This is a genomic window from Streptomyces odontomachicola, from assembly GCF_039605595.1.
In the GTDB taxonomy this organism is placed as follows: domain Bacteria; phylum Actinomycetota; class Actinomycetes; order Streptomycetales; family Streptomycetaceae; genus Streptomyces.
In genome coordinates this window covers 282,690-307,765 of sequence record NZ_JBCFOK010000002.1, presented here as the reverse complement: position 1 = coordinate 307,765, position 25,076 = coordinate 282,690, and the positions used below count along the sequence as shown (strand labels likewise).

Sequence of the window (25,076 nt, the reverse complement as noted above, 5' to 3'; positions counted from 1 at the left end):
CCTGGCTAGCTGACGTTGAAGGAATCGGTGCTGGTGACGCTGCCGCCCGCCGTGGTCACGGTGATCTTCACGGCCTTCTGGACGCCGGGCGGCGTCACGCCGGCCGGGACCTGGGTGTTGATCTGCGTCCCCGAGGGCGCGCCGACGATGCTCGCGCTGACCGTGTCGAACTTGACCGTGACGGGCCCGAAGTTGAAGTTGCTGCCGGACAGGGTCACCGCGGCGCCCGCCGACCCGTTCTTCGGGTTGAACTGACTGCCGGGCGCCGCGAACGTCGGCGCGGGCGTGGCCAGTTCGGCGCGGAAGGTGTCGTCGCTGAGCACGGTGCCCTGCGCGGTGGTCACGGTGATCTTCACGTCGGCGTTCGGCTGGCCGCCCGGTACGAGTCCGGCCGGCACCTGCGCGAGGAGCTGCGTGTTGCTCGGCGTCCCGATGACGGTGGCCGCCGTGGCGCCGAACTGCACCTGCGGCGAGCCGCCGTTGAAGTTGAAGCCGTTGAGGGTCACCTGGGTCCCGGCCGGGCCGTTGACCGGCGCGAACTGCGTACCGGGGTCGGGCGCGAAGGCCGGGTCGAGCTGCGGGCCGAAGCTGTCGTCGCTGACCACGGAGCCGCCCGCGTTGCTGACCGTGATCTTCACGGGGCTGCTCACGGTGCCCGAGGGGGTGAGTCCGCCGGGCACCCGCGCGACGATGGCGGTCGCCGAGGGCGCGCCGACGATCCGTGCCTGGATGTCGCCGAACCGCACGGTGACCGGGGCGAACTGGAAGTTGCTGCCGCTCAGCGTGATCTGCTGGCCGATCTTTCCGGCGCGCGGCGAGAACTGCTGGTTGGTGACGGGGTTGAAGGCGGGCATGAGCAGCGCCTTCTCCAGGACGCCGAGCCGCCGTTCGGCGTCCGCGACGGTGAGCCTGCGCTGCCGCAGATCGGTGATCATCGATGCCTCGACGGTGTCCTGGCCGCGCCGCCTGGCGAGGCTGGCCAGCGGATAGAAGCTGTGCCCAGGGCCCGGCGCGGGCGGCGCGGTCGCGGCCTCGGCCACGCGCACCGCCCACGTGGGCAGCAGCCGTACGGAGGTCTCGACCCCCACATCCGTCTTGTTCAGCAGACCCTGGTCGATCACACCGTCCACCTCGGACAGCCACACATCCAGGTAGACGGTGTCCACCCGCGGATCGGGCTGGGCCGCCGTGGGCGTGGTGAGCGGTGGGGGCGCGGGGCCCGGCTGGGTCTTGTAGGTGGCGGGTGCGGGGATGCTCACCTCGATGCCGCCGACCAGGGCGCTGCCCGGGGTGTTGTTGTCGCCGGCGGCGATGCGGAAGTCCTGCTTGTTCTGGCCGCCGTCGGAGGGCAGCGCCTGGATGGCGAAGCCGTTGGACCCGGCGGCCGCGCCGTTGCCGATGTAGCGGCTGACGACCGAGCGCACGGTGGCGGCTATCAGGTCGTGGAGCAGGTTGAGGTCCCGGTCCAGCACGGGCACGCCCTGTTCGACGTGGAGCCCGACGTAGCCCTTCTGCTGATTGGCCACCAGCTCGTCCAGCGGCGGCCTCGAATAGTCGGCCATGGCCTCTCCGTAGGTGTCATGAAGGTGTCATGCGGTCCCGGAGGGACCGGGGCGTGATCAGTACGGGGCGCGTCGCGGCGGGCAGGAAGCCGGGCAGCACGCCCGCCAGTCGCGAGAGGATCCGCGCGATCTCCTCGGGGGTCTCGTCCCCCGGGGTGAGGAACAGCCCGACCGCGCCGCGCGCGATGCGGTGCCGGGCGGGCTCTGGACCGCCCTGCGCGGTGTCGTACAGATAGCTCTGGAAGTCGCCGAAGGTCCCGCGCAGGTCGAGCTTGGCCTTCGCGCCGGTGTCCACGGTGGTCGTCCCGGCGTAGCGGTGGTCGAGGGTGTGGGTGGCGCCGTAGGTGGAACTGTCGTACGGCACGCTCGCGTTGGACCCGTAAAGCAGCAGCGTCCCGGCGGGTACGGAGAGGGCGGCCGGGCCGCGGCGGGAGTACGGGCCGCCCACGACGAGCTGGTTCGCGCCCCAGGTGAGCGGTGTGACGGCGAGGGTGTTGCGCTGGAGTGACCAGCCGCCGTTCTGGGTGGAGGACCAGAGCAGCTCGATGTTGCCGTCCGGGGTGTTCAGGGCCGCGGGCTCGCGGTCGTGGTAGGCGGGGCTGGTCTTCGGCACGGTGCGCACCGCCGACCAGTCGTTGACGGCCGGGTCGAGGCCCTGCTTGCTGCGGTGCGCGAGGGTCCAGCGCGTCTGCCCGGCCACTCCGGTGGGCTCGCGGCGCGCCCAGAAGAGCCAGAGCCGCGGCCCCGTGCTGCCCGGCCTGAACAGCGCGCACAGGTCGTCCTCGACGCGCGGGTCTGCGCCGCCGTCGGTCGGGAAGACGGCGGGTTCGGCGAGCTGCCAGGCGGTGCCGTTGTGCCGGTTGTAGCGAAGCTGCCACACACCGTCGGTGCGCTCCAGCCAGAACAGCCAGAGCCCGCCCGAACCGTCGGCGACCGCGGCGGGCAGCCGCTGCTCGCGCCCGTTGTCGCGGAAGAGCGCGGGCGGCGCGAAGGCCGTGCCGGTACGGGTGCTGAAGGCGATCTGCCACAGGCGCCGGCCGGCCGGGCGCGAGGTGTCGCAGCTCTGCCAGAACAGCCAGGTGCGGGTCGACTGGCGCGCTGCCGACGGGTACTTGTCGATGCCGGGCCGGTCCACGACGGGCGCGCTGGCCTCCCACGCCCCGGCCACGAAGCGCTTGGTCCAGATGTCGAAGCCGTGCCGCTTGCGGGTGTGGAAGAAGAACTCCGCCGGCGCGTCCGCCGCGTCGGTGCTGCGCAGGCCCGAAGGGCGCCCGTCGTACGCGGAGTTGAGGGACACCGGACGGTCGGGCCCGGCGAACGCGGTGCCGCCCGGCGGACGGATCGCGGACCACAGGTTCAGGCGCTCGGGCTGGTTGGTGCGGGCCACGTTGTGCACGTACTCCTTGGTGCTGCTCGGCCAGCCGGTGACCCGCGCGACGGTGGCGTCCAGCGCGGGCACGGTGCCCGCCGCCTGGTAGAGGCGCGGCGCGTGGCGGATCTCGTTGCGCTGCGCGGCGACGGGCAGGGCGAGGTTGACGGGCCAGCCGATCCAGTCGCCGAGCAGCGGGAGCAGCCGGTCGTCGGTGCGGTAGGGGTCGGTGAGGGCGAGCGCGGCGCGCGTGAGGCTGTAGATCCGGTCGAGTTCGCCGCCCGGCAGGTCGAGGAAGCGGCGGAGCTGCCCCTTGTCCGCGTCGGCGGGTGGCACGGTGCCCGGCGGCGCCGTGCGGGTGGCGTCGTAGCGCAGGTAGAGGGCGGGCAGCAGCGCGTACATGCGCTCGGCGAATCCGTACGGGGAGAGGGCGAGCGCGGAGGCGGTGTTGTGCGGGTCGGGTTCGAAGACCGGCGGGAAGAGGCCGCCGGGCGCGGGGAACAGCGTGTAGTAGAAGACCGTTTCGCCCTGGAGCCCGGTGTCGGAGACCGCGTTCAGGCCGAAGCCCTCCCCGACCACGGCGCCGTCGTCCGGGTCCACGGGGTGGCTGCCGGAGCGGCGTACGGCGCGCACCCACACGGGGCCCTCGGCGTCGCCCGGAATGCGCCAGGCGAGGTCGATCCGGTTGCCGTCACGGTGCGCGGTGGCGGTGATGTCCAGGAGCCGCATGTCACTTCCCCTCCTGGCTGACCAGCTCGATCCGCAGTCCGTCCGCGTGCGGGTCGGGCGCTGGGGGCAGCACGGGGATCTCGTTGGGCCCGAAGGTGATCCGGCCCTGCGGGTCGACCGGCGGTCCCGCGCTGTCGCCGCGGCGGAACTCGGTGACGTTGACGAACACCACGCCGGGAACGTCCTGGATCACCTCGTAGAACTTGCTGAGGTAGACGGTCTGGCGGAAGTCCACCCGGTCGAAGGCGAGCAGCGCGCGGGCGGCCGCGCGCACGGCGGCGAGCACGTCGTCGACGGCGAAGAAGCTCTCGACCGCGAGCTGCGCGGTCACCAGCAGCGGGACGTAGTCCACGTCGGCGATCTCGACGATCTGCCCGAGCATCCGCCTGTCCTCGAAGAAGGCGAGCAGCCGGGACTCCAGCACGTCGCTGACCTTGCCGCCGCCGTCCGGCGCCACGTAGAGGGTCACCTGGTTCCAGCCGCCCGCGTCGGCGCGCACCTTGCCGACCCCCTTGAAGCTGCGGGCCAGCGCCTCGTAGTCGGCGGTGGTCACGGCGCGGTGCTGGGAGCGGAAGACGGCCGGGGCGTTGCGCACGGCGCGCTCGCCGCTCTCCCTGTCGGCGCCGCCGGTGGCCGGCGCGTGGTTGGTCACCTTGGCGCTGAGCAGGGCGAGCGGGGTCGCGCCGACGAGGGTGGTCACGGCGCCCGCGGGAACGTTGCCCGCCGCCCCTCCGCCGGTGCGGTAGCTCGCCCGGATCTGCGCGCCCCGGTCGGGTATCGCGCCGAATCCGCCGTCACCGAAGACCACGGTGGCCCGGTCGTCCGCGTCGATCTCCACGGTGAAGTCCCGCTGCCCCGCCTGGCTGAAGGCGAGCGTGTCGCGCAGCTTCCACTCCGCGACCGTGGCGCCGAGCGTGGTGGTGAGCCGCACGTCCCTGCCGCCGGGCTGGCCGGTCTGGTCGGCCGACCCGGCAGGCCGCAGGATCAGGCCGGGGTGTACGAGGGGAAAGCGCTGGTCGGGCCTGCCGTCGGAGACGCCGAGCAGCTCGTTCGGGAACAGCCGCCCCTCCTCGACCGGCACGCCGCCCTGCGGAGGGCCGAAGACCCGTACGCCGCCCACCACGGGCAGCGCGCCGAAGTCCACGGTCAGCGGGGTGTCCTGGGTGTACTCGAAGCGGACGCTCGGCCTGCCGCGGCCGCTCGCCGTGGTGAAGGCGTCCCCGCGGGCGATGGTGACGGCGGAGTTCACCTCGGCGGGCACGGTGAGGCTGAGGGTCGCGGCGGCGGGGGCGGCCGTGCCCAGCTCGTACCCGATCAGGCGCAGGTGCTGGATCACGCTGCCGCGGGTGCGCGCGGTGCCGAGGAAGCTCTCGTTGGCCACCCGGTCCTGGTAGTAGCTGAGGATGTCGCCGAGGTGCGCGAAGAGTTCGAGCAGCACGTTGCCGAAGTCGGCCTCGTTCGCGAAGTCCCGCCACTCGGGGAGCTTCTGCGGCACCAGGTCGCGCATCGCCCGCAGCAGGCTGTCGTAGTCGCGGGCCATGTAGTCGATGACCGGCCGGCCGTCGGTCCTCTTGATCTCTGCCATCGCGGTGGTCCTGTCTCTGGTGGCTGCCGGGCGCGAGGCCGGCGGGCTTGTGCTGCGGCTGCCGTGCGGTGCCGGGCGGCGGCTCCCCGGAGCGGCTCATCGGAAGTGCACCCGGACCGCCTGCCGTGTCAGGTCGGCCCGCCGCACATAGCCGACCTCGACGGTCAGCGCCTCGTCGGCGGCCGTCACATCGACCCCGTCGACGACCAGCGCGTCGCCGAGCCAGCGGGTCAGCGCCTGGCCGACGGAGAACTCGACGGCCGCTGCCATGATCGTGTTGTTCGGGTCGAAGACGAGGTCGAACAGGCCGCAGCCGAACTCGGGTTGGTTGATCCGCTCCCCCGGCGCGGTGAACAGCACCTGCACGACCTTGCCGCGCAGGTCCGCGTCGTCGTCCGGGTCCGGCGCGATGGCCCCCGCCTGGTCGGTGCCGAACGGGAATCCGAAGCCGCTCGCCATGTCGTCCCTCCCTCCCGTGCGGGGCCCTCGCCCGGGTCCCGCCCTCGCTCCGCGCTCGCTCGGCGCCCGCTCCCCGCTCACTCCGAACAGGTCACGAAGTCCTGCCCCTTGGCCGTCACCGTGGAGCCCGCCGGCGTCTTCACGGGTCCGCAGGTGTCGTACGCGTCCCCGCTGAGCAGCACCTTCGTCCCGCCCACGGTCAGCACGCCGCTGCCCGCCCTGGCGTTGGGCGTGCCCGCGCCGACGGGCAGGTCCGTGGGCAGGAAGGCGAGGGTGGTGGCGTCCGCCGTCGGCGGCAGGAATCCGCTGCCCTGCTTCGCGTCGTGCTTGCCGCCCGCCGCCGTCTGCTCCGACGGCAGCGAACTGGTGCTGCTCACCAGCGCCACGGCCTTGCCCCCGATGCGGACGAAGGCGCTGAGCCCACCGGTCACGCCGCCCTCGTAGGCGTAGTCGCCCGTCCCCGCATAGGGGTTGCCGCCCTTGTCCGTGCCCGCGACGTGGTGCTTGTCGGTGCCCTTGACCGGGTCGTTCGCGACCACGACCAGCTTCTCGGTCATCGGCTCGGCCCCCTCAGCCCTTCGTGATGTCGAGGCTCGCGCACACCACCGAGACCGGCTGTCCCGCCGCGTCGATGGTCAGCGGTGTCGCGGCGGTGAGGGTCAACCCGTCGCCCGCCATGGCCAGTTCGTTGCCGTTGGCGTCGGTGAGGCGGATGCCGTCCGTGTCGAGCACGGCGGTGTTGCCGTGCCGGTCGGTCACGGAGATGCCGTCGCCGTCGAGGACCACGAGCTGCCCGTGCTCGCCGTCGCGCAGCACGACCGCCTCCTCCCCGTCCGCGTCCTCGAACTGGAGCGTGTGCCCCTTGCGGGTGGTGAAGATCTTGCGGGTGGGCGGCCGCTGGACCTCGTTCCCCGGCTCGCCCTTCGCCGTCAGCGGCCGCGGGAGCTGGCTGCCCACCTGGGGCTGCTTCACCCAGTAGGTGCCGGTCCACACCGGGAACTCCAGGTCCCCCTCCTCGTATTCGACCCACACCCCGGCCTCCTTCTCCGGCACGCACAGCAGACCGAGGCCCGCCGTGCCGCCGTAGGGCACACACGGGGTGGCCCACCCGGTCACCACCTCGGGCCCGGTCACGCTGGGCACCCTCAGCCGGAGCCTTCCCAGCCGCGCAGGGTCGTCGTTGTCCACGACCGAGCCCCGGTACTTGCCGAAGAACCGCAGCTCGGAGCGCTCGACCAGCCCGGCGACCGTGCGTTCCAGATCCACCGCTCCCCTCCTCTCCCCTCGCGTCCCTGCCCCTCGCGTCCCTGTCCCTCGCGTCCCTGTCCCTCGCACCCCCTCGGCCCGCTCAGCCGAGGCCCGTCTCCACCACCAGCACGCCCGCCGCCGCGGCCGCGATCAGTCCGCCGTCGCCCGAGGAGAAGTCCTCCCGTCCCGTGGGCAGCAGCGCGTTCCGCTTGACCTTCACCTGCTGCCGGTAGCCGTCGCGGCCGAAGCGGTGCGTGACGTGGGTGACGTAGTAGACCCCGCTGTGCGTCTCGCCGAGCCCCTTGATCGTGACGGGGTCGCGCGCCTTGAGGACGTTCCCGTACGCGTTGGCCGCGACCTCGCCCTCCCCGGTCACGAACCACTGGCCCTGGTCGAACAGCCCCTGGCACAGCGCGTCCATCTCCTCAAGACCGGTGGTCACCGTCTGGCCCACGCGGGTCAGCGCGGGTTCCACGCCGGGGCCGAGCAGCGCCTCGGCGGTCTTCGCCCCGTACGCGGGCTCGCTGCCGCTCTCCACGGCGCTCTCCAGCAACTGGCCGCTGATGTGGTCGAATTGGGCCATAGCCACGTTCTCCGAGGTCAGCGCGTTGATCTCCAGGCGGAAGCGGTTGAGCGTGGTCTCCTCGCGCGCGTACGCGGCCAGCGCGGGCTGCGGGGGCGCGTCCACGGCGGGCGGGTGGAAGTGCCCGGTGTCGCCGTCCACGAAGCACTCGTAGCCGTTGCGCAGCGCGAGCCGCCTCAGCAGCCGCATGTCGGTCTCGCGCTGGATGACGGTCGAGACGTCCTGACCGTGTACGACGGCCGTGTCGGTCACCCACGGGGTGAGCTCGTAGGCGCGGAAGAGCTCCGTCGCGATGTCGCTGTCCCTCTTGTCGGGCCACGCCACGAGCCGGTCGGCGCGGTCCATCAGCACGCTCGCGTCCATGCCCCAGATGTCGAGCCGCGCCGAGCCGAGCCCGGCGCCGAAGTCCGGGCGCAGATGCGTGATGTAGCCGGTCAGCAGCGGCCGCGCGTCGTCGGCGAGGCCCGCCTCGATGTCCACGCGGTGCCACAGCCCGAAGGGGTCGTCGTCGAGGTAGGTCCACGAACCGTCCGCGTGCAGCAGCAGCTTGACGGTCATCCGGAACATCCCGGCCAGCTCCTCGTCCAGCTCCACCTCCAGCGTCAGCAGGTCCTCGTAGAAGCCGGGGATCTCGGCGCCGTCGAACGCGATGCGCACGTGGTCGTGTTGCATCAGCCGCCGCCTCCCCTCAGCCGCTCGGCGCCGGCGGGATGATCACGGGCCTGCCGAGCTGCCCTGTCTCCTCCGCGGGACCCGGCGTGAAGCCCGAGCGCACGATGGCCGCGCGGAGCTGGTCGGTGCGCACGGCGATCCTGTTGGAGACGACCGTGACGGAGCGCGTGAAGTGCTCCACCTGCACCGCGACCGTCCTGCCGCCCACCGTCTGACGCTCCGTCACCAACGTGCTCTCCTCCTCGGGTGCGACCGCCTCCACCCCGGCCAGCGCCCGCAGTTGCACCAGCAGCGCCGACCACGGCGGGTCCCCCGCTGGCGCGGTGAGCGGGAAGCGGAGGGTCACGACGGGCTCCTGGCCGAGCAGTGCGAGCGGCGAGAGGAAGGCGGGGTTGGCGTCGCAGAACCGCCAGTACAGCGCCGGGTCCCCGTAGAAGGTGAAGGCGAGCTGGTCCAGCCGGTCGCCGGACTCCACCGTGTGCGCGAAGGTCCCCGGCGTGTCCGGCAGCAGCCGCAGATCCTTGGAGGCCAGCACCCGGCCGCGCGGGTCGAGCACAGCGACGTCCTGCACCTTGCGGTAGCGCGAGAGCTTCCCGAACATTCCGGCTCCCCTCCCTCTCCCGGTCCCGGCCGAGACGCCGCTCAGCCGGGGATGACGATGTCCCGCGCGTCGGCGACGTTCGCGAGGTTGACCGCGGCCATCACCTCGGTCATGGCCTTCGTGTACAGGTACGGCACGCTGTCCCCCTCGATCACGGTGAGGCTGACGGCGACGGTGGCGCGCACCGGGTTGAGCGCGGTGCTGAACTCGGTCTCGGTGATGTTCATGGAGTTGATGTTCACCGGCAGCACCCGCTTGCGGCCGAAGACGAAGAGCACCAGCGGCGGATTGGCGCCCCGCGTGAAGCTGAACCCCTCGGGCTTCCCCAGCAGCGCGCCGACCGCCTTCGCGAGCAGGCTCTCCTCCTTGGGGTAGGTCATCAGCTCCAGGGTCGCGATCTGCGGCGCGACCCCGAACTCCTCGGTGATCCTGTCGTGTTCGTCCAGCCTGTCGGTGGCGTCCAGGCGGATGTCGAAGGCGATGGTCTGCTCGTCCACCACCACGAGCTGCTCCTTCTGGAGGTCCAGCAGATTCCCGGCCTGCGCGTGGGTGCTGCGCAGCGTGGTGGGCGGCACGTCCTCCTTCGTACGGGCGGCCGCGGCGGCGCCGGGGAAGCTGAAGGTCAGCGAGCGGTTCCGGGTGAGCTGCACCGGGTTGAACTGGAACACCACCAGCAACGGCGGCAGGCTCAGCCCGAATTCGACGAACGCTCCGCGCAGGATGCGGGGCTTGTTGGGAAAGCCGCTGTTCATGGCCGGATCACCGCCTCATCACCGCTTCGATCTCGCGCAGCACCGCGTTGACCTCGCCGGCCGCCCGTCCTGGACCGCAGTGCACCCGCACGGTGAGCACCGCGCCCCGCCCGTCGTCCAGCGCCCACGCGGCGGCCGGGTCCCCCGCGCGCATCCACAGCCGGACGGTGCGCGGATCGGCAGCCACCCGTTCGCCGGGCGCGGTGAAGCGCTGCGCCCCGGTGGGCGCCGCCGCGGGCCCGCGGTGTGCCACGTACACCTGGTAGCCGTCGACGCCGGGCCGGTACGTCTCCGCCTTGCCCTCACCCGCCGGGACCGCCACCAGGCCGCGCGTGACGAGGAGCTGGTCGCCGCCGAGCAGGGCGATGTCGGGCCCCTCGGCACCCGGCCCCTGTGCCGGGAACAGCGCCGTCAGCCGCCTCCGCAGCAGCTCCAGCAGCGCGCTCCCGCCGCCCGCTCCCCCGTTCACCGCCCTCGGCTCAGCCACAGCTCACCGGTCCCAGCTCGCAGTGGCGCCCGGGGTACGTGATGAGGATCTGCTTGATGTCGTACCGCTTGTGCGCGACCGGTTCGAGCCACACCAGGCACTGGAAGACGTGCAGGACGTCGAGCGCCGTGGAGTAGATCCGGCTCATCGAGACGCCTCCGGGGTAGTAGCGGCGCAGGCCGCCGTAGTCGAAGCGCAGCGCCGCCTCGAAGTTGTTGGCGCAGCCGTTGGCGTCCATCAGCGCCGCCCACCAGTTGGCCTGGGTGGGGTGCCCGACGCCCTCCAGGGTGCCGTGCTCCTCCGGCACGTCCGGGCTGGTCGGCTTCGCCCACACGGTCACGGCCACGGCGACGCCCGGCACGCCGACCTGCTGGAGCATCCCCTGCACGAAGCGCACGATGTCGATGCACTGGGCGCCGCGCCGCAGGTCGTCGGCCAGCTCCCAGGCGTTGTCGAGCTGGACGTCGAGGTTGTACGCGCCCCAGGTGCTCATGATCCCGGACACCAGCGGGTGCGGGTCGAGGCTGCCGAGCCGCCTGGCCACCTCGCCGACCAGCCGCGTCGCGGTGCGCATCCGCTTCGCCGTGACCTCGGCCGGCAGCAGCGGAGGTCCCGAGGTGACGTAGACGTCGTGCCGGGAGCGGGCCAGTTCGTGCTTCCAGCCGCCCCACTCCATCTCCCAGACGATCAGCCGGTTCTCCAGCCCCGTGACGGTGTCCGGCAGGGGCAGCGCGGAGGCCAGCGGGAGCGTCTGGTTCCTGCCGCCCTGGAGGGTGCCGGAGAAGTCGAAGTTCAGCGCGGGCTCCGCGCTGCGCCCGGTCAGCCGCACGGGTGCGGGCGGCGCCTTCTCCGGCACCACGTTCAGTCCGAGGTCGAGGCGTACGGGGGTGCCGCGGGTCTGGCTCAGCGGGCGGCTCACGACGATGCCGGTGCCAGCCGCGTCCACGAACCACTCGGGCTCGCCGTACGGGGGCTTGTCCGCGTTCCAGTCGTCGTCGTTGCCGCGCAGCATCCCGTGGTCGGAACGGAAGGTGATGCTCTGCAGGAGCTGCCCCGGGTGCGCGGCCTCCTCGGTCTCGCGCTCGCCCCCGGTGCCCATGGCGCGCGAGTACAGCGCGACCAGTTCGGGGCGCCGGCTGTTCGGCAGGTTGTCCAGCAGGCGCGGGTAGTTGATGGCGGCGAGCGCGGTGGCCAGCCGGGTGCCGGAGAGCTGTTTGAGCAGGTCGAGGGCCTCGGTGGCGTCCTTGTCGGTGACCGCCCAGTCGAACAGGCCGTAGGACAGGCGCTCGTCCAGCTTTCCGAGCGTGTCGGCGGGCGCCTGGAGGCCGGCCACATCGGCCGCCAGCGCGTCGAGTTCGGCGATCCGGTCGTCGGGCAGGTTCTCGCGCAGCCTCCTCGCGTACGTCGGCATGCTGAGGAACGCGGCCTGCTGGAACCGGGACAGCGACTTGAGCAGGGTCAGCGCGCGTACGGCCTCGGCGTCGGTGATCACCCAGTCGAAGAGCCCGTAGGAGAGCAGGTCCTCGATCTTCGCCAGCTCCTTGTCCGTGGCCCGCCGCACCGGTGTGCGGGCCGGGGCCGCGCTTTCGCGCTGCTGGACGACGTGGGTCAACTCGTGCGCCATGAGCGGCAGATCGTGCTCGCTCTCGCCGCCGCGCAGGTGCACGTGCTCGCCGTGGGTGAAGGCGCGGGCCCGGATGCGGGTGGCGAGCGCGTCCGAGGCGCCGTCGTCGTGCACCCGTACGGCGTGGAAGTCCCGCCCGAAGCGCGGCTCCAGGAAGGCGCGCACGGGAGCGGCCAGCGGCCTGCCGCCCCCGTGGGGCAGCGCGGCGTCCAGCAGTCCTCCGCCCGCGCCCACGGATGAGCCTCCGGACGCGGCGTCCGGCTTCCTGCTCACCTGCGGTACGCCGTCGAAGGCGGGGGCGCGGAATCCCCCGGCGGTCGGCGCGGGCTGCCCCGTCACCTGCTCGGCGATGCGGTCGGCCTCCTCCTCGAAGGGGTCGTCGGCTGCCCCCACCGTGAGCTTGGGCTGGAGCGTCCGCAGCGCGCAGCCGCCGCAGCCTCCGCTGCACCCGCCCGCCGCACCGGGCCGCTGCTCGCTCTCGGCGCCCCCGGCGCTCCCGCCGCATTCGGCAACCCGCTGCAACCAGGCGCTGCCCAGGGCGCGTTGAAGTACCGGCACCTGGCTCGGCGGGACGGCCGCCTCCGTGCGCCCGGGTCCGGGCGAGGGATCGCGTGCGGGCGGGGTGCGGCGCACGGCTGGCTCGCCCCGTTCACGCCCCGGCACCCGGGTGAGGGTCTCCATGGCCGCCCCCTTTCCTCGTCTGGGATGTGTGTCTCGCCCCGCCGCCCCCGCCGTACGGGGCGGTCGGCCACGGTCACGCTCGCGCTCACGGTCTGGACTGCACGGTGCTGGTGCGCTTGGCGGGGTCCGGGTCGCAGCAGTTCCACCGCGAGCTCGCCTCCCGGTCCGCCGGGCCCTCCAGCGGCGCGACCGTGTCCCACCACGCCGGCCGGGTCAGCGTGGACGGCAGGGAGCCCGAGCCCGGCCCGAGGCCGGGGCGCCAGGGGCTCTTCGGGTCGGCCGGGGCCCTGTTGAAGTCGCCGAGGTCGCCGGTGACCGAGCGGGGGAAGTACGCGAGGGTGCCGGTGGAGATCTGCACCCCGTTCTCGCCGGGCCGCGCCGGCGTCGTACTGCCGTCGGTCCACCGGCGGTCGTCCTTCACGCCGGCCGCGACGGGCCACGCCTCCCAGAAGTGCAGGAGCAGGTGCGGCGGACCGAAGGCGATGTCGGGGCAGGACTTCACGAACTCGCCCTTGGCGATGTGCTGCACGATGTAGCCGTCCACGGGCGCCGGCTTGTCCAGCGTCCACCGCCACTGCACCAGCCGCTCACCGCACGTGCCGGCCGCCTTCGCCTCCGGGGTGATCCGGAGCCGCCTGACCGGTCCTGGCCTGCCGTTCTGCTGGGCGACATGGGCCAGTTCGTGGGCGAGCAGCCAGCGTCCTGCCGCTGTGCCGGGGCGGTACCTTCCCTCGCCGAAGACCACATCGCGGCCCGAGGTGAACGCATGCGCGTCCAGCGCCCGCGCGGCGGCAGCGGCCCGCACGCCGGTGTGCACCCGTACGTCGCGGAAGTCACGTCCGAAGCGGGCCTCGAAGAAGCCGCGTTCGGCGAGGGGAAGCGGTTGTCCGCCGCCCCAATGTGCGTTGCTCAGATACGTGTTGCCCAGCCCCCTGCGCAGGGTCTCCTCCCGGGCTGGCGCAGGAGTCCGACCCACCCCGTGCGGGCGCGTGCGCAGCGGCGCCGGGGCGACCACCGGAACGGCCGCCGCACGCCCCGCCACGATCCGCAGCTTCATCCCGCACCACCCCCGATCCGCGAGTCGGCCTCCGGCTCGGTCCACAGCTTGCCGATCTTCGCGAACTCCCGTCGCGTGCCCGCCAGCACATGGCGCCGGGTGAGCACGCCGCCGTCCCCGGCCGCCAGGAACGCGGCGTTCAGCACCACGTTCTTGATGCTCCCGCCGCTCAGCGGGAATTCGCGCGCGAGGAAGCGGAAATCGACGTCCCCGGCGAGCGGCGCGGAGTACGGGATGAGCGTGCGCCATATCCGTTCCCGGCTCTCAACCCCGGGGAAGGGGAATTCCACGATGAAGCGCAGGCGCCGGGTGAAGGCCTCGTCCATGTTCTGGCGCAGATTGGTGGCGAGAATGACGGCGCCCTCGTACTCCTCCATCTTCTGCAGCAGATAGCTGGTCTCGATGTTCGCGTACCTGTCGTGCGCGTCCGAGACCTCCGTGCGCTTGCCGAACAGCGCGTCCGCCTCGTCGAAGAACAGGATCGCGTTTCCCGCACCGGCCCGCTCGAAGATGCGGGACAGGTTCTTCTCCGTCTCGCCCACGTATTTGCTGACGACCCCGGAGAGATCCACCGTGAACAGGTCCAGGCCCAGGTCGCCGGCCAGCACCTCGGCGGCCAGCGTCTTCCCCGTACCGGGCGGGCCGCTGAAGAGGGCGCTCAGCCCCGTCCCGTGGCCGATCCTCGTGCCGAAGCCCCAGGCGCCGAACACCCGGTGCCGGTGCCGCACCTGGCCGCCGATCTCGCGGAGCTGGCGCATCGTGTCCGGCGGCAGCACCAGGTCGTCCCAGCCGCTCACGGGGCCGCGCAGCACGGCGAGCCCTCCGAGGGCGCTGCGGGTCTGCCGACGGCACGCGGCCGCGACGTCGGCGAGCGCGAGGGGGCGCGGCGCCGCCTCCATCAGCCGGTCGTTCTCGGCGAGTGCGACGGCGGCGGCGATGGCGTCGGGCGGCATGCGGAAGAGCGCGGCCAGTTCGGCGGCCCAGCCCGCGTGCTCCGCCGTGTGCGGAGCGAGGGCGCGTTCCCAGCACGCCGTGCTGCCGGGCACGTCCGGCGCCGGGACCCGCACCGGCTGGAAGACGGCCTCCGGGAAGACGGTCCCGGGAGAGGCGGCCCCGGGAAAGGCGGCGCCGCCCGCGCTCCACTCCGCCTCGCCGGTGAGGAACACCAGCCGCCCGAAGTCCGCGACGGCCGCGCCCACTTCGCCGAGCAGCGCACCGGCGTCCTCAGCGAGCAGCACGTCGGCCCCGTACAGATGCACCGCCGCCCGCCGCAGCAGCCCCTCGCGGAACGCGGCGCCCGCCAGCCCTGCCGGGGAGCGCGCCAGCGCGGCCGCGTCGAGGCTCAGCAGCGGCAGGCCGAGCCGGTCGCAGGTCTCCCGCACGGCCTCCCGCCTGCCGGCGCCGGGCGGCCCGTGGAGCTGGCACACCAGCGTGCGCCGCGCGAAGGGCTCCTCGCCGAGGTGGTGCCGCGCGAGCCGGGCCAGCCCGGCGGCCACGGCGCCGCCCGACGCGTTGAACGGGCCGTCGGCGCGCGGCGGTTCCACCCTGGCAAGCCCGTTCAGCCGTACGTCGACGGCCTCGGCGCCGAGCACGTACTGGCAGATCCGCTGGTCGAGCGCGAGGAACCGCGCGAGCCCGCTGGACCCCGAGGGGCTCTGCGGGTCCTCGACCGTCCGCAGGATGCCGTGCCGCAGCAGCGGCGCCGACTCGGCGAACAGCCCACGCGCCGCCCAGCGCAGCCGCTCGGCGCCGGGGTACAGCAGCTCCAGTACGAGGTCGACGCTGGGGCGCTTGCGGGTGATGTCGTCCTGGAGGTACGCGTACAACCTGTCGTACTTGCGGCGCAGTTCGGGCGCCAGGCACACCACGACGGCCTGCGTCTCGGCCGCGGTGAGCCCGAACAGCCGGGCCAGCGAGGGCAGCGCGAGCGGCACGCCGTCGGCGAGTCCGCTCCGCACGCGCGCGTCGATCTCCGCGCCGAGCCGGTCGAGCGCGGCGCTTCCCCCGTCATGACCTGCCGCGCGATCAACGGCCTCCTCCGCCAGCAGCCAGTCGACCTCCTCGCGGGTGATGTAGACGGTGCGGGACGCCTGTTGCCGAGGGTGGTCCTGGTTGTGCAGGCGCGCGCTCTCCAGAAGCAGACCGATCCGCAGGTCAAGACGCCGCAGCTCGTCCGCCAGGTGCTCGGCGCCGTCCCGGTACGCCTCCACCCGGTGGCTGCCGCGCGTCGCGGCGTGCACGCTCATGACGTCACCTCGAAGAGGAAGGTGCGCCGGAACAGCCCCGACACGTCCACCCGTACGTCGTAGAAGCCGGGCAGCAGCCCGTCGGGGAGCGGGACGGCGAAGGAGCCCCCGCTCAGCGGCTGCCCGTCGGCCACCACCCGTGTGCCCAGCCGCACGGTGGCCCGCCAGCCGGTCAGGTGGGTCCCGGCGAAGGTGAGCGCCGTGCCGGGCGGTCCTGCCTGCGGGGTGAGGGAGTCCACGGAGGGTGGTTCGAGCGGTGCCCTGATGTCGGGCACGCCGACCTGCCGCACCCGCTTGGGCAGCGGGCGTTCCGTCTCCGGCAGCCGGTCGAGCTGGACGGTGGAGACCTGGTAGAGCACCGAGAGCCGGAAGGGCTGGGAGAACGTGGTCCAGATCCGGCTCAGTTCCTCCGGGTCGAGCGAGTGGCTGGCGATCTGGAGGTGCTCGGCGGCGTCGGCGAGCCCGGGTTCCAGGTAGGTCTTGGGCACGACGGGGTGCTCGTGGAAGACCCGCATGGCCTCGCCGATGCTCTGGTGCGCGGTCACGTTGCCGGTCAGCGGGTCGTTCGGCACATAGGGGGTGAGCAGGTAGTACAGGGTCAGCGAGAGCGGCGCGTCGACCAGTTTCGGCGGCGGTCCGGGGCGCAGCGTGAAGTCCGCGTTCTTCAGGTACGGGTTCTCCAGCAGCTTGTAGAGGAACAGGTTGATCCGCCGCCCGCTGCCCGGCTCGTCCGGCGCGAGCACCGTGACGTCCATGGCGGGCTGGAGCCGCATCTCGCCGACCAGCAGATTCCGCAGCGAGGCGCTGACCATCCCGATCGCGGTCGAGGCACTCATCGCAGCACCCCGCCGGAGCGCAGCCGGCACATGTGGCGCCGCTCCCAGTAGGCGGGCACGCGGCGGGGTTCTTCGGGGGGCGGGGGCGCGGGTGCCTTCGCGGGTGGGTGCGCCTGCGCTGGGCGCGGCGGCGCGGCGGCGTCCTCCTGGGCGCCGGCCGTACCTGGACCCGCCCCGCTCACCGGGGGCTCGACCCTGCCGGGCGGTCGCGCGGCACGCTGCCCGTGCGGCGCGGGAAGGGTCACCACGCGTACGGGGGCGGGCGGGTCCGGGAGCGCGGGTGTGGGGTCGGCGGGGCGCCAAGGGGCAGACGCGGTCGGCGAGTTGGGCTCGCCTCGCGTCTGCGGGCGCGGGGACTCGGGGGGCGCCGCGGCGGTACGTCGTATGGGCGGGGCCACGGCGGGCCGGCCTTTGCGGGGTCCGGCAGCGGGCTCATCCACCATTCCTCCGCCTCGTACGGGCGGAGCCACGGCGGGCCGGTCGGCGGCGCCCTCGCGCGGCGGGGCGGTCTCGTCCCGCGGGGAGCGCGCGGGGCGCGGCGTGTGCCCGGGCACCGTCACGGTCACCTCGGGCACGCCCTGCCCGGGGACGGCGGGCTCGGAAGGCTCGGAGGGCTCGAAAGACTCCGAGGGCTCGGGCCTCACCTCGGCCCGCGCGGCCGGGTGTTCGGCGCCCGGCGGCGCAACGGGAGCCGAGTCGGCCGCCGTTGCGATCTCCGCCACCTCGGGCACCCCCTCCGGCCCGCCGCCGGTACGCGACTCCCCCGCACCTGCCGAGGCGCGGGGCGTACCGAACTCCCCATGGGCCAGCGGCCGTTCGACCTCCGCCGAAGCACGCTCCTCCCCGGGGCCGCCGTTCACCCCCGGCGCCGCCTCCCGCAGCGCCAGCTCCCACCAGTCCCGCGCCTCCGCGCCACCGGCCGGTGAAACCCCGGGGACCTCGGCGCATTCCCCGTACGACGCCTCGTACGTCGCCCCGTACTCAGCCCTGTACGGCGCATAAGACCCCCCACGCGCCGCGCCCGCCCCCACCCCCAGATAGGCGAAGGCGACCCGCGGCACCGGCGGCACGATGTGCACGCGCACGCCCGTGTCCTCGGGGACTCCCAGCAGCGCGCGCACCCCGCCGCGGTGGCGGAAGCGCCGCGCGCCGTCGGCCAGCACACCGCGCAGGTACCCCTCGCCCTCGCCGCTTCCGCGCCCCTGCGGGGCTCCCTCAGGCGCCACTGTTCAGCACCTCGATCCGGTCGGCGAGGACCTCGATGTACCGGCGCCTCTTGTCCCGGGTCAGGCTCATGATCTCCTGCTCGCCCCAGTGGTAGTGGAACGCGAGGTAGTGCACCTCCTCGTAGAGCAGCTCACCATCGGTGCGCAGCTCGCCGAAGAAGAAGCGCTGGATGTCGAAGGGCGCCACGACGGTGCGGCCGCACTCCGCGCACGGGGCCTCCATGGTCTGGCCGACCGAGGGCGCCAGCTCGCGCATCCGCTCCTCGATCGCGTACCGCTCCCGCGCCGTCAGCCCGGCGACGCGCTCCTCGCCAGGCGGTTCGTGCGGCCCGAGCCGGGTGACGCAGCGGGCCAGCAGCGCGGTGAGCGCCGCGCCCTCGTTGCGCTCCAACTCCCCCGAAAGCGCCTCCTGATCGCCCCCGTCAGGCAGCCGGAAGCACACTTCCGTACCGCCGTCCTCCAGGGTCAGCGCGTGCAGCGGCGCCCGCTCCGACGCCTCCTCCACCGGCACGTCGCCGAGCGAGAAGTCCAGCGAGATGCGCTCCCCGCAGTCCGGCCAGGGGCAGACGAGCTGCGCCCGTACGTGATCGCCGAACGACGCGCGGCGGAGCTGGAGCAGCAGATAGTGCCGGTCCGCGACGAGCAGCCCCCGCGCCACCTCGGGCGGTACGGGCGCGATGCCGCCCAGCCGCCGTACGCAGCGGCTCAGCACCTCGGTCACCAGCGCGGCGCTGGGCCGGGCGCCCGCGGCGGCGAGCAGTTCCTCCTCGCGCCCGGTGAGGAGGGCGAGGTCGTACTCGCGGTGCAGGTCCCCCGCCGCGTCCCAGTAACCGCCCGGCAGCGTGCCCACGGACTGCCCCCTCTCCCCCGTCTCTCACCCGTCTCCCACCCGGCCGCGCCGGTGACCGGCCGTCAGGTCTCGCGCGGCTCCGGTACGGACAGATCGCGCGCCCAGCCCTCGTTCTCCAGCTTGATCGTGCTGATCATCACCGCGTTCCCGCTCGCGTCGAGCTGCGGCAGCGCCTGATACTCCGAGACCCAGCAGCGGAAGACGTTGTACGCGAGGGCCTTGGCGCCCTGGAGGTTGAAGACCTCGATGGCGATGTCCTTGCGGAAGCGGGCCAGCGACATGGCGGCGTCGCCGGCGAAGTTGTTCACCAGGTTCGCCCACTCCTCGAAGGTGGTGTCGTGGGTGACGCCGGCCTCCAGGGTCACCGGGTCGTACTTGGTCTTCCCGGGGATCTGGTGCGGGCCGCTCGGGTCGCCGCCCTCGTACCAGGGCGTGACCTCGGTGGTGCGCTTCAGCGCGCTGCACTTGCTGAGCCCGGCGACGTACTGGCCGTCCACCTTGATCTTGAAGCGGAAGCCCAGGTACGGGTCGAACCGCTGGCTGTTGACGCTGAACTTCACCCTGGCCATCGGCCGCTCTCCTCTCGGTCGGGCGCCGCCGTCAGCCGGACGCCAGCCCCGCCTTCTGGCTGATCTTGACGACGACGAACTCGGCCGGCTTCAGCGGCGCGAAGCCCACCAGGACGTTCACGACGCCGGCGTCGATGTCCGCCTGGGTGGTCGTCTCGCCGTCGCACTTGACGAAGAAGCCCTGGTCAGGCGTCGAACCCTGGAAGGCGCCCTGGCGGAACAGCGTCGTCATGAACGCACCGATGCTGAGCCGCAGTTGGGACCAGAGCGGTTCGTCGTTCGGTTCGAAGACGGCGAACTGGATGCCGTTGTAGATGCTGACCCGCAGCATGATCGCGGTGCGCCGCACCGGCACGTACCGCCAGGCCGCGTCCGAGGTGACCGTGCGGGCGCCGAAGGAGACCACGCCCGAGCCGGGGAAGCGGCGGATGACGTTCACGCCGATCGGGTTCAGCGTGCCGTGCTGTACGTCGCTCAGCTCGACGGCCAGCCCGACGGAGCCGTTGAGCGAGGCCTCCGTTCCCGCGGGCGCCTTCCACACGCCGCGGGTGGCGTCGATGCGGGCGCAGAGCCCGGCGACGTACCCGGAGGGCGGCAGCAGCACGGGGTTCACGGACCTGCCCGAGGGGTCGGTGGCGCGTACCCACGGGAAGTACACGGCGCCATAGGAGTTGGCGACCGGGATGTTGTTGCGGAAGACGGTCGCGTCGTCCGGGGTGTCGTCGTGCGAGGCCATGTCGCCGAGGAAGAACAGGTCCTGGAGCGGACGGTTGGCGCAGTACGCCATGCCCTCGCCGGTCAGCGCGGGCGAGCCCTCGCCCGGCACCGCCAGCAGGCTGACGTCGGTCACCCCGTTCAGCCGCGGGAAGGCGTCCTTGAACGCGCCCACGCCCAGCGGCACCGCCGGGTCGCCGTCCGTCCCCGCGTGCACCGCGGCGACGGGTGCGACCGCGGCCGCGTCGCCGACCTGCACCGCGTCGGCATTGGCCGGGCGGCGTACGGCGATCCCGTCCTCGGACCGGCCGCCCTGCCCGACACCGAGCTTGAGCTGCGACGTCGCGTCGGTGGCCGGCGCCGGCTGCACGCGTACGGAGGAGGTGGCGGCCGTCGTGCCGGACTGGAGCAGCAGCCGGGGCTGCCCGTCCACGGTCTCCACCGTGCAGGTGAAGCCCGTGAAGGCGGCGGCCGGCGTGGACACCTTCTTCGGCGTGAGCGCGCTGACGGCGGTGCGGATCGCCGTGGCCACGTCGCTCAGCGCGGTGAGGGCCGCGGCGGTCGCTGGCAGCGCGACGGTCTGGAGGCCGTCGTTGTCGAGGCTGATCTGGAAGGAGCGGTTGGCGCCGAGCGGCAGCGCGCCGTTCGGTACGAATCCGCCCCGGTGCAGACCGCGTTGGGCGGCGCTCTTGTTCGCGTCGAGCACCTTGACGTCGACGAGCCCCGAGTCCCTGCCGAGCACGGTGGGCGCGTAGTTGGGCGCGGCCGGGTCGGCGCTGAGGTTGTCGAAGACCTCCAGCGGCGTGATGTCCCGGAAGTTGGCCGGCACGGCGGCGGGGTCGCTCTGCCTGCGCACGCTCACCCGGTACTCGTTGCCGGGGTCGAGGGTGCCGTCCTCGATCTGGAGCAGCAGCGAATTGCCCCAGCCGCCCTTGTTCTTGGCGGAGAAGAGCAGTCCGGCGACGGGGGCCGCAGCCCGGTTGTTCACCGTCACGCTGGCGGTGTCGGCGTCGGGACGGGTGACCCGCACGATGTAGCAGAGCCGCCCGCCGTTGTTGAAGAACTGGAAGACGCTCGGGGCCAGATAGCTGTCCGCGATGAACGCGCCGTACACGCGCTGGAATTCCGTCCAGCTCGTGATGCGGGTGGCCGCCTCGGGACCCATCTCGGCGAGGCCGACGAACGCCGCCGTCGAGGTGGTCGCCGCTTCCAGCGGCCGGGTGCCGCCGGGGATCTCCTGGATGTAGACGCCCGGATAGCTCAGCGTCGGCATGCTGGTCTCCTGTCGCGAGGGCGGGCGGTGCGGCGGTACGGCGTACGGCGTCGGCGTACGCCGTTACGCCGGAGGCTCGGGGGACTTGCCGGTGCGCGTGCGCCCCTTGCCCGGCCCGGACAGCGAGGCGCGCTTACGGGAGGCGGAGGCGGTGCGTTTGGTGGCGGAGGGCGGGGCGGCGCCCTGACCTGTGACGCTGGAGGGGGACTTGGCTGAGCCCTTTTCGCTGGTCGTGGCCTTGTCGCCGGTCGCGCCCCGGTCGTCGGTCGTGCCCTTGTCGGTGGCCGTTCCCGGGCCGCTGGCCGTCTCCGCGTCGCGGGCCTCCGGGGGCTCGGTCTTCTCGACGGGGCTTTCCGTCGCGGCGACCGGCTGCGCTGCCTCCTCGGAGGATTCCGGCGCGGGCTCGGAGCCTTCCGACCCAGCTCCCTCCGGCGCGGGCCCCACCGCGATCACGCCCTCCCCCACCAGCCGGTCCACCTTGGCGTTGCCCCGTACCGCCGTGTCCGGCATCGCGGGGGACGCCTGTCCCGGAGAGAGCCGCAGCGTGCCGCCGGTGGTCAGCGGCACCAGCACCGGTCCTGTGACGGAGAGGTTGGTGATGATGACGGCCATGTCGGTACTCCTCGCCGGCTCCCGCCGGCGCCGGAGCCACACCGCCCAGCATCCGGGCGCGCCGTCACCGGCACGTCACCGCGCGGGACGCCCGGTTCCCGCACGCCCCGGCCGCGCGGAACGGGGCGCGGCACCCGCGGCCAACGCGGCGGTGACAGCGCTCCGCGAGCCTGGGGCCATGGCTTCCGGAGCGCTCGGCGGAACCGGCGGGACCGGCGGATCCAGCGGGACCGGCAGAACCGGTGTCTGCGTCGTACGCATCGAGGCGCAGACCCACGGCGTCCTCATCACCCTGAGCCTCGCCGCGGACATCGAGGCGGACGCGCCGGGCGTCAAGACCTCCACGGCCGACACGGAGACCGCGGTACGCCTCGTACGCGAATTCCTCATGTCGTTCCCCGAGTCCGGGAGCGATCCGTGAATCAGCACAGACGGCGACCAGCATGACGAGCAGCAACGGCGGGGCTCCTGCGGGAAGGAGCTGCGGCAGAAACGAGGCGAACAACAACAGCGCCTTGGGATTGGTCAGCGCCGTAAGGAATTACCTTCGCAGCCCCACCACTCCGGGCACTCGCGACGGAACAGACACCTCGCGCCAGCCCGAGGAGCTGATTGGCGCCGGGGAGAACCGCCATCGCGATGGCCGCGGGGAAATACAGCTACCAGGCAATCATGACCGCAGGATACGGTCATTGCGGGCAATCATCGGTATTGCGGGGAGAGTTCGTCCAGCAGAGCACCGTGGCTCACTGCTGGGGTCCGCCCGTACGGGTCCGGGACGGCGGATTCCCGTACGAGGGAGAAAGCCGACGTACCGTGTCGGTTCCTCAGGGGTCACCCGGAGACGGTCAGGCGTCGCCGACCTTCATTCCGGGGCTGGTGACCTCGGCGACGATGCCCTCCTTCCGTACCGTGATCTTCTGCAGCTTCACGTGCGCCGGGGTCTCCGGCAGCCGCATGGACCAGGACAGCCGGTCGGCGAGCTTCGGCACCTTCATCTTCTTCACCGCGTCGACCAGGGCCGGATCGATCCCCGCCTTCTTGAGCAGGGCCGGATTCTGCACGATCGCGTCGAGCATGTTCACCCGCATCAGCTTGTCGGCGAACTTCGGCTGCCCGGTGATCCTGTGCAGCGCCGCCTCGCTCCGCCGCACCTCGGCGGCGCGCTTCGGGGTGAGCCCGAAGTGCTCGGCGACGGTACGGACCTGGAACAGCGCCCTGGCCTTCGCCGTGTCGTGCTGCACCCTCTCGGCGAACGGCTTCGCCAGCCGCAGCCCGCCGGTCTTGCCCGGCGTGTAGGAGAACAGCCCCGGCACGTCCAGCTTCATGCCGTACACCGTGGTGCCCACGCCGTGCTGGCCGATGCGGTGCAGGTGGGCGTCGGCGCGCACCTTCACCTTCTTGCCCTCGATGGGCACCTGGCCCTCGGCCTTCACGGTGCCGGGCCGCTTCCCGGGATGGAACTTCACCTGCGAGGTGCCGAGTTCGCGGTCCAGGTCGTCGAAGGCGATCACCACGTTGCCGCGCATCGCGCCGAGCTTCGCGCCCTTCACATCGAGCGGCGAACCGCCCGTCGTGAGCTGGACGTCCCGGGTGGTGCCGGTGACCCAGGCGACCGAGATCCGGCCTCCCGGAGCGTCGGTGATCTTGATGTCGGCCTTGTCGACACGGTCGGTGGCGAGCTGCGTCAGAAAGGGAAAGCCAGGAATGTGCACCTCGGGCTTGGCGCGCAGCTTGAGTGAACTCTGCACCTTCTCGGCCGCCTTGTCCTCCGCGTACAGCACCGCCCAGCGGTCCCCCACGGCGAGGAAGGCGAGCACCACCACGACGGCGGTCCCGATTTTGAACGAGGTCCGCAGCCGCGGCCCGATCCGCTTGTTCTTACCCGCGCCCTTCTTGTGCCGCCCGTAGGCTTCCGGCGACTTCGCACCGCTTTCCGACGCGTCCGAGTCTTTCTTCTCTGCGCTCTTCTCCTCTGTGCCCTTCTTTTCCGTGTCCTTCTCCTCCGTCTCCTTTCCTTCCGACTGCCCGCTCTGGGCCTTCCTTATCGGTCCTGTGGAGCCTCTCGATGAGCTTGGGGACGTCATCGGCACATGCGAACACGCGGATGGTTGAAGATCCAACGCTGTCCATCCGCTTGTTACTTCGCTGCTACGTAAGCCTGCTCCCACACACACCCGAAGATGTATTCACCGCGCAAAACAGACGGCCTCCGGGATGCGGAATTCAGCAACCCCTGCCGAGGGGGCTGAACTTGAGGCGCGCGTGATCGGGCTTCTCGCGTGCCGCGCTGTAGGTCTCGCGCGAGACGCGGAACCACACGTCGTTCTTGTCCGTGCCGGTGTAGGCCTTGTGCGCGCTCCCGGGCACGTTCTTCACGTGGTCCAGCCGAACGCACCAGCGCTGCGGCCGCACCACGCGGCGGTACGTCTCGGTGCCGCTGCGGACCTTGTGGCAGGTGTTGACGTGCTTGGTGGTGTACCAGGTGCGGGTCTTCTTCCGCTTGCCGCCGCTGCGCTTCGTGTGCTTCACGCGCTTCGTGGCCAGCTTGCACTTCTTGACCAGGTGCGGGCGGGTGGCCCTGACGGTCTTGCGCCGCTGATGCCGTACGCCGTCACGCAGCCCCGTCACCATGTCCGCCTGCTGAACCTGGGCGCCGCCTCCGTCACCCTTGCCCTCGGCCGCACCCTGCTGACTTCCGCAGGCCGTGAGCCCGGCCATCAGCAGGACGGTCACTCCGGCCAACACCACACGCCGCATCCCGAACATAACTCCCTCAAGCCCCCGTAGCCGACCCCAAGATCACCCTAACCGACCCTCCCAAGCCACCACTTGACCCCCACTCCGAGCCGGGCTCGCTGCCCCCCCCCCACTGAGGTGTGGGCGGTCGTTCCGCAGGGGCGGAACGGGCGGGCACACCGGAACCGCCAGCCGCGAGGCCGACCCCACCCCGCACCCAGGTCCCGCGCTCGGCGCGGGCGCCCACGGGGCTGCGCCCCGGGCCCCGTTGGGTGCGTGGTGGCGCGGGAGCAGGGGGCGCAAGTCCGGTTGTGCCCACCCGTTCCGCCCCAGCGGAACGACCGCCCACAACCTCGCGGGGGGGGGGGGACGGCATCGGCCTCGCCGGCGAGGAGCACTGGCACGGCACCACGGACACCCACCTGATGGCCCACCTGGCGATGGTGGTGGGTGACGGTACGACGTGGCTGGGGGCGGTGAGTGAGGAGGAGTACACGGCGGCCCTCGCCTCAACGCGGGGCTGAGCAGCGGCGGTTGCCCGCCTGGCCCACCAACTGCCCTTGGGCGGCCCGAGCCTCCGCCACCCTGGCCGTGTCGCCTAC

General features: G+C 72.6%; 22 protein-coding genes. 1 reads left to right on the top strand and 21 read right to left on the bottom strand.

The features are described 5' to 3' along the window. Positions 1 to 5: 5 nt before the first annotated feature. The 19 genes from ABEE00_RS04170 to ABEE00_RS04080 all read right to left on the bottom strand — a co-directional run bounded on the left by ABEE00_RS04170 (position 6) and on the right by ABEE00_RS04080 (position 21,735). Positions 6 to 1,562, bottom strand: a complete 1,557-nt coding sequence (locus ABEE00_RS04170; RefSeq protein WP_345743835.1) for an IPT/TIG domain-containing protein — start codon at positions 1,560 to 1,562, stop codon at positions 6 to 8. Positions 1,563 to 1,578: 16 nt separating this feature from the next. Then, positions 1,579 to 3,660, bottom strand: coding sequence for a phage tail protein (locus ABEE00_RS04165; RefSeq protein WP_345743834.1), 2,082 nt, complete (start codon positions 3,658 to 3,660; stop codon positions 1,579 to 1,581). A 1-nt stretch (position 3,661) separates the two neighbouring features. Beyond that, entirely contained in the window at positions 3,662 to 5,245 is a 1,584-nt protein-coding gene (locus tag ABEE00_RS04160) for a baseplate J/gp47 family protein (RefSeq protein ID WP_345743833.1), read from the bottom strand. Between the two features lie 96 nt (positions 5,246 to 5,341). Beyond that, the gene (locus ABEE00_RS04155; protein WP_345743832.1) at positions 5,342 to 5,704 is read right to left on the bottom strand and encodes a GPW/gp25 family protein; all 363 of its coding nucleotides are present in this window, start codon (positions 5,702 to 5,704) and stop codon (positions 5,342 to 5,344) included. Between the two features lie 77 nt (positions 5,705 to 5,781). Continuing rightward, entirely contained in the window at positions 5,782 to 6,261 is a 480-nt protein-coding gene (locus tag ABEE00_RS04150; protein WP_345743831.1) for a hypothetical protein, read from the bottom strand. A 13-nt stretch (positions 6,262 to 6,274) separates the two neighbouring features. After that, a complete protein-coding gene (locus tag ABEE00_RS04145) occupies positions 6,275 to 6,970 on the bottom strand; it encodes a phage baseplate assembly protein V (RefSeq protein WP_345743830.1) in 696 nt (231 codons plus the stop codon). 82 nt (positions 6,971 to 7,052) lie between these two features. Then, positions 7,053 to 8,207 (bottom strand): phage late control D family protein, encoded by a 1,155-nt coding sequence (locus tag ABEE00_RS04140; protein ID WP_345743829.1) that lies wholly within the window; start codon positions 8,205 to 8,207, stop codon positions 7,053 to 7,055. Between the two features lie 16 nt (positions 8,208 to 8,223). Continuing rightward, on the bottom strand, positions 8,224 to 8,808 hold the full coding sequence (locus ABEE00_RS04135; RefSeq protein WP_345743828.1) for a LysM peptidoglycan-binding domain-containing protein: 585 nt from the start codon (positions 8,806 to 8,808) through the stop codon (positions 8,224 to 8,226). Positions 8,809 to 8,849: 41 nt separating this feature from the next. Beyond that, positions 8,850 to 9,560, bottom strand: a complete 711-nt coding sequence (locus ABEE00_RS04130; RefSeq protein WP_345743827.1) for a hypothetical protein — start codon at positions 9,558 to 9,560, stop codon at positions 8,850 to 8,852. 7 nt (positions 9,561 to 9,567) lie between these two features. Further along, entirely contained in the window at positions 9,568 to 10,047 is a 480-nt protein-coding gene (locus ABEE00_RS04125) for a hypothetical protein (protein ID WP_345743826.1), read from the bottom strand. Next, positions 10,040 to 12,352, bottom strand: coding sequence for an eCIS core domain-containing protein (locus ABEE00_RS04120; protein ID WP_345743825.1), 2,313 nt, complete (start codon positions 12,350 to 12,352; stop codon positions 10,040 to 10,042). Before ABEE00_RS04120 ends, ABEE00_RS04125 begins: the two co-directional genes overlap by 8 nt. Positions 12,353 to 12,437: 85 nt before the next feature. Then, positions 12,438 to 13,409: an eCIS core domain-containing protein gene (locus tag ABEE00_RS04115; protein WP_345743824.1), complete on the bottom strand. Its 972-nt coding sequence runs from the start codon at positions 13,407 to 13,409 to the stop codon at positions 12,438 to 12,440. Next, positions 13,406 to 15,655, bottom strand: a complete 2,250-nt coding sequence (locus ABEE00_RS04110) for an ATP-binding protein (RefSeq protein ID WP_345743823.1) — start codon at positions 15,653 to 15,655, stop codon at positions 13,406 to 13,408. The genes ABEE00_RS04115 and ABEE00_RS04110 overlap by 4 nt, the downstream gene beginning before the upstream one ends. After that, positions 15,652 to 16,491, bottom strand: a complete 840-nt coding sequence (locus tag ABEE00_RS04105) for a Pvc16 family protein (protein WP_345743822.1) — start codon at positions 16,489 to 16,491, stop codon at positions 15,652 to 15,654. Before ABEE00_RS04105 ends, ABEE00_RS04110 begins: the two co-directional genes overlap by 4 nt. Continuing rightward, positions 16,488 to 17,717, bottom strand: coding sequence for a hypothetical protein (locus ABEE00_RS04100; RefSeq protein ID WP_345743821.1), 1,230 nt, complete (start codon positions 17,715 to 17,717; stop codon positions 16,488 to 16,490). Before ABEE00_RS04100 ends, ABEE00_RS04105 begins: the two co-directional genes overlap by 4 nt. After that, positions 17,707 to 18,567, bottom strand: a complete 861-nt coding sequence (locus ABEE00_RS04095) for a T4 family baseplate hub assembly chaperone (RefSeq protein ID WP_345743820.1) — start codon at positions 18,565 to 18,567, stop codon at positions 17,707 to 17,709. Before ABEE00_RS04095 ends, ABEE00_RS04100 begins: the two co-directional genes overlap by 11 nt. A gap of 62 nt (positions 18,568 to 18,629) precedes the next feature. Continuing rightward, positions 18,630 to 19,136, bottom strand: coding sequence for a phage tail protein (locus ABEE00_RS04090; RefSeq protein WP_345743819.1), 507 nt, complete (start codon positions 19,134 to 19,136; stop codon positions 18,630 to 18,632). Positions 19,137 to 19,167: 31 nt separating this feature from the next. Next, on the bottom strand, positions 19,168 to 21,123 hold the full coding sequence (locus ABEE00_RS04085; RefSeq protein WP_345743818.1) for a phage tail sheath family protein: 1,956 nt from the start codon (positions 21,121 to 21,123) through the stop codon (positions 19,168 to 19,170). Between the two features lie 63 nt (positions 21,124 to 21,186). Continuing rightward, a complete protein-coding gene (locus ABEE00_RS04080; protein ID WP_345743817.1) occupies positions 21,187 to 21,735 on the bottom strand; it encodes a hypothetical protein in 549 nt (182 codons plus the stop codon). Positions 21,736 to 21,913: 178 nt separating this feature from the next. Here ABEE00_RS04080 and ABEE00_RS04075 point away from each other — a divergent pair, with 178 nt between their 5' ends. Next, complete coding sequence (locus tag ABEE00_RS04075; protein ID WP_345743816.1) at positions 21,914 to 22,156, top strand: hypothetical protein; 243 nt, start codon at positions 21,914 to 21,916, stop codon at positions 22,154 to 22,156. Between the two features lie 427 nt (positions 22,157 to 22,583). On the opposite strand, the gene ABEE00_RS04070 is transcribed toward ABEE00_RS04075, so the two are convergent. Both ABEE00_RS04070 and ABEE00_RS04065 read right to left on the bottom strand, forming a co-directional pair. Then, entirely contained in the window at positions 22,584 to 23,822 is a 1,239-nt protein-coding gene (locus ABEE00_RS04070) for an LmeA family phospholipid-binding protein (RefSeq protein WP_345743815.1), read from the bottom strand. Positions 23,823 to 23,961: 139 nt separating this feature from the next. Next, complete coding sequence (locus tag ABEE00_RS04065; protein ID WP_345743814.1) at positions 23,962 to 24,495, bottom strand: hypothetical protein; 534 nt, start codon at positions 24,493 to 24,495, stop codon at positions 23,962 to 23,964. Positions 24,496 to 25,076 lie beyond the last annotated feature (581 nt).

Coding starts and splice junctions, on each gene's coding strand:
- ABEE00_RS04130 (WP_345743827.1), bottom strand. CDS start 9,560: ATGAACAGCGGCTTTCCCAACAAGCCCCGCATCCTGCGCGGAGCGTTC.
- ABEE00_RS04065 (WP_345743814.1), bottom strand. CDS start 24,495: ATGCGGCGTGTGGTGTTGGCCGGAGTGACCGTCCTGCTGATGGCCGGG.
- ABEE00_RS04170 (WP_345743835.1), bottom strand. CDS start 1,562: ATGGCCGACTATTCGAGGCCGCCGCTGGACGAGCTGGTGGCCAATCAG.
- ABEE00_RS04120 (WP_345743825.1), bottom strand. CDS start 12,352: ATGGAGACCCTCACCCGGGTGCCGGGGCGTGAACGGGGCGAGCCAGCC.
- ABEE00_RS04160 (WP_345743833.1), bottom strand. CDS start 5,245: ATGGCAGAGATCAAGAGGACCGACGGCCGGCCGGTCATCGACTACATG.
- ABEE00_RS04115 (WP_345743824.1), bottom strand. CDS start 13,409: ATGAAGCTGCGGATCGTGGCGGGGCGTGCGGCGGCCGTTCCGGTGGTC.
- ABEE00_RS04155 (WP_345743832.1), bottom strand. CDS start 5,704: ATGGCGAGCGGCTTCGGATTCCCGTTCGGCACCGACCAGGCGGGGGCC.
- ABEE00_RS04110 (WP_345743823.1), bottom strand. CDS start 15,655: ATGAGCGTGCACGCCGCGACGCGCGGCAGCCACCGGGTGGAGGCGTAC.
- ABEE00_RS04150 (WP_345743831.1), bottom strand. CDS start 6,261: ATGACCGAGAAGCTGGTCGTGGTCGCGAACGACCCGGTCAAGGGCACC.
- ABEE00_RS04075 (WP_345743816.1), top strand. CDS start 21,914: ATGGCTTCCGGAGCGCTCGGCGGAACCGGCGGGACCGGCGGATCCAGC.
- ABEE00_RS04085 (WP_345743818.1), bottom strand. CDS start 21,123: ATGCCGACGCTGAGCTATCCGGGCGTCTACATCCAGGAGATCCCCGGC.
- ABEE00_RS04105 (WP_345743822.1), bottom strand. CDS start 16,491: ATGAGTGCCTCGACCGCGATCGGGATGGTCAGCGCCTCGCTGCGGAAT.
- ABEE00_RS04135 (WP_345743828.1), bottom strand. CDS start 8,808: ATGTTCGGGAAGCTCTCGCGCTACCGCAAGGTGCAGGACGTCGCTGTG.
- ABEE00_RS04090 (WP_345743819.1), bottom strand. CDS start 19,136: ATGGCCAGGGTGAAGTTCAGCGTCAACAGCCAGCGGTTCGACCCGTAC.
- ABEE00_RS04070 (WP_345743815.1), bottom strand. CDS start 23,822: ATGACGTCCCCAAGCTCATCGAGAGGCTCCACAGGACCGATAAGGAAG.
- ABEE00_RS04140 (WP_345743829.1), bottom strand. CDS start 8,207: ATGCAACACGACCACGTGCGCATCGCGTTCGACGGCGCCGAGATCCCC.
- ABEE00_RS04080 (WP_345743817.1), bottom strand. CDS start 21,735: ATGGCCGTCATCATCACCAACCTCTCCGTCACAGGACCGGTGCTGGTG.
- ABEE00_RS04165 (WP_345743834.1), bottom strand. CDS start 3,660: ATGCGGCTCCTGGACATCACCGCCACCGCGCACCGTGACGGCAACCGG.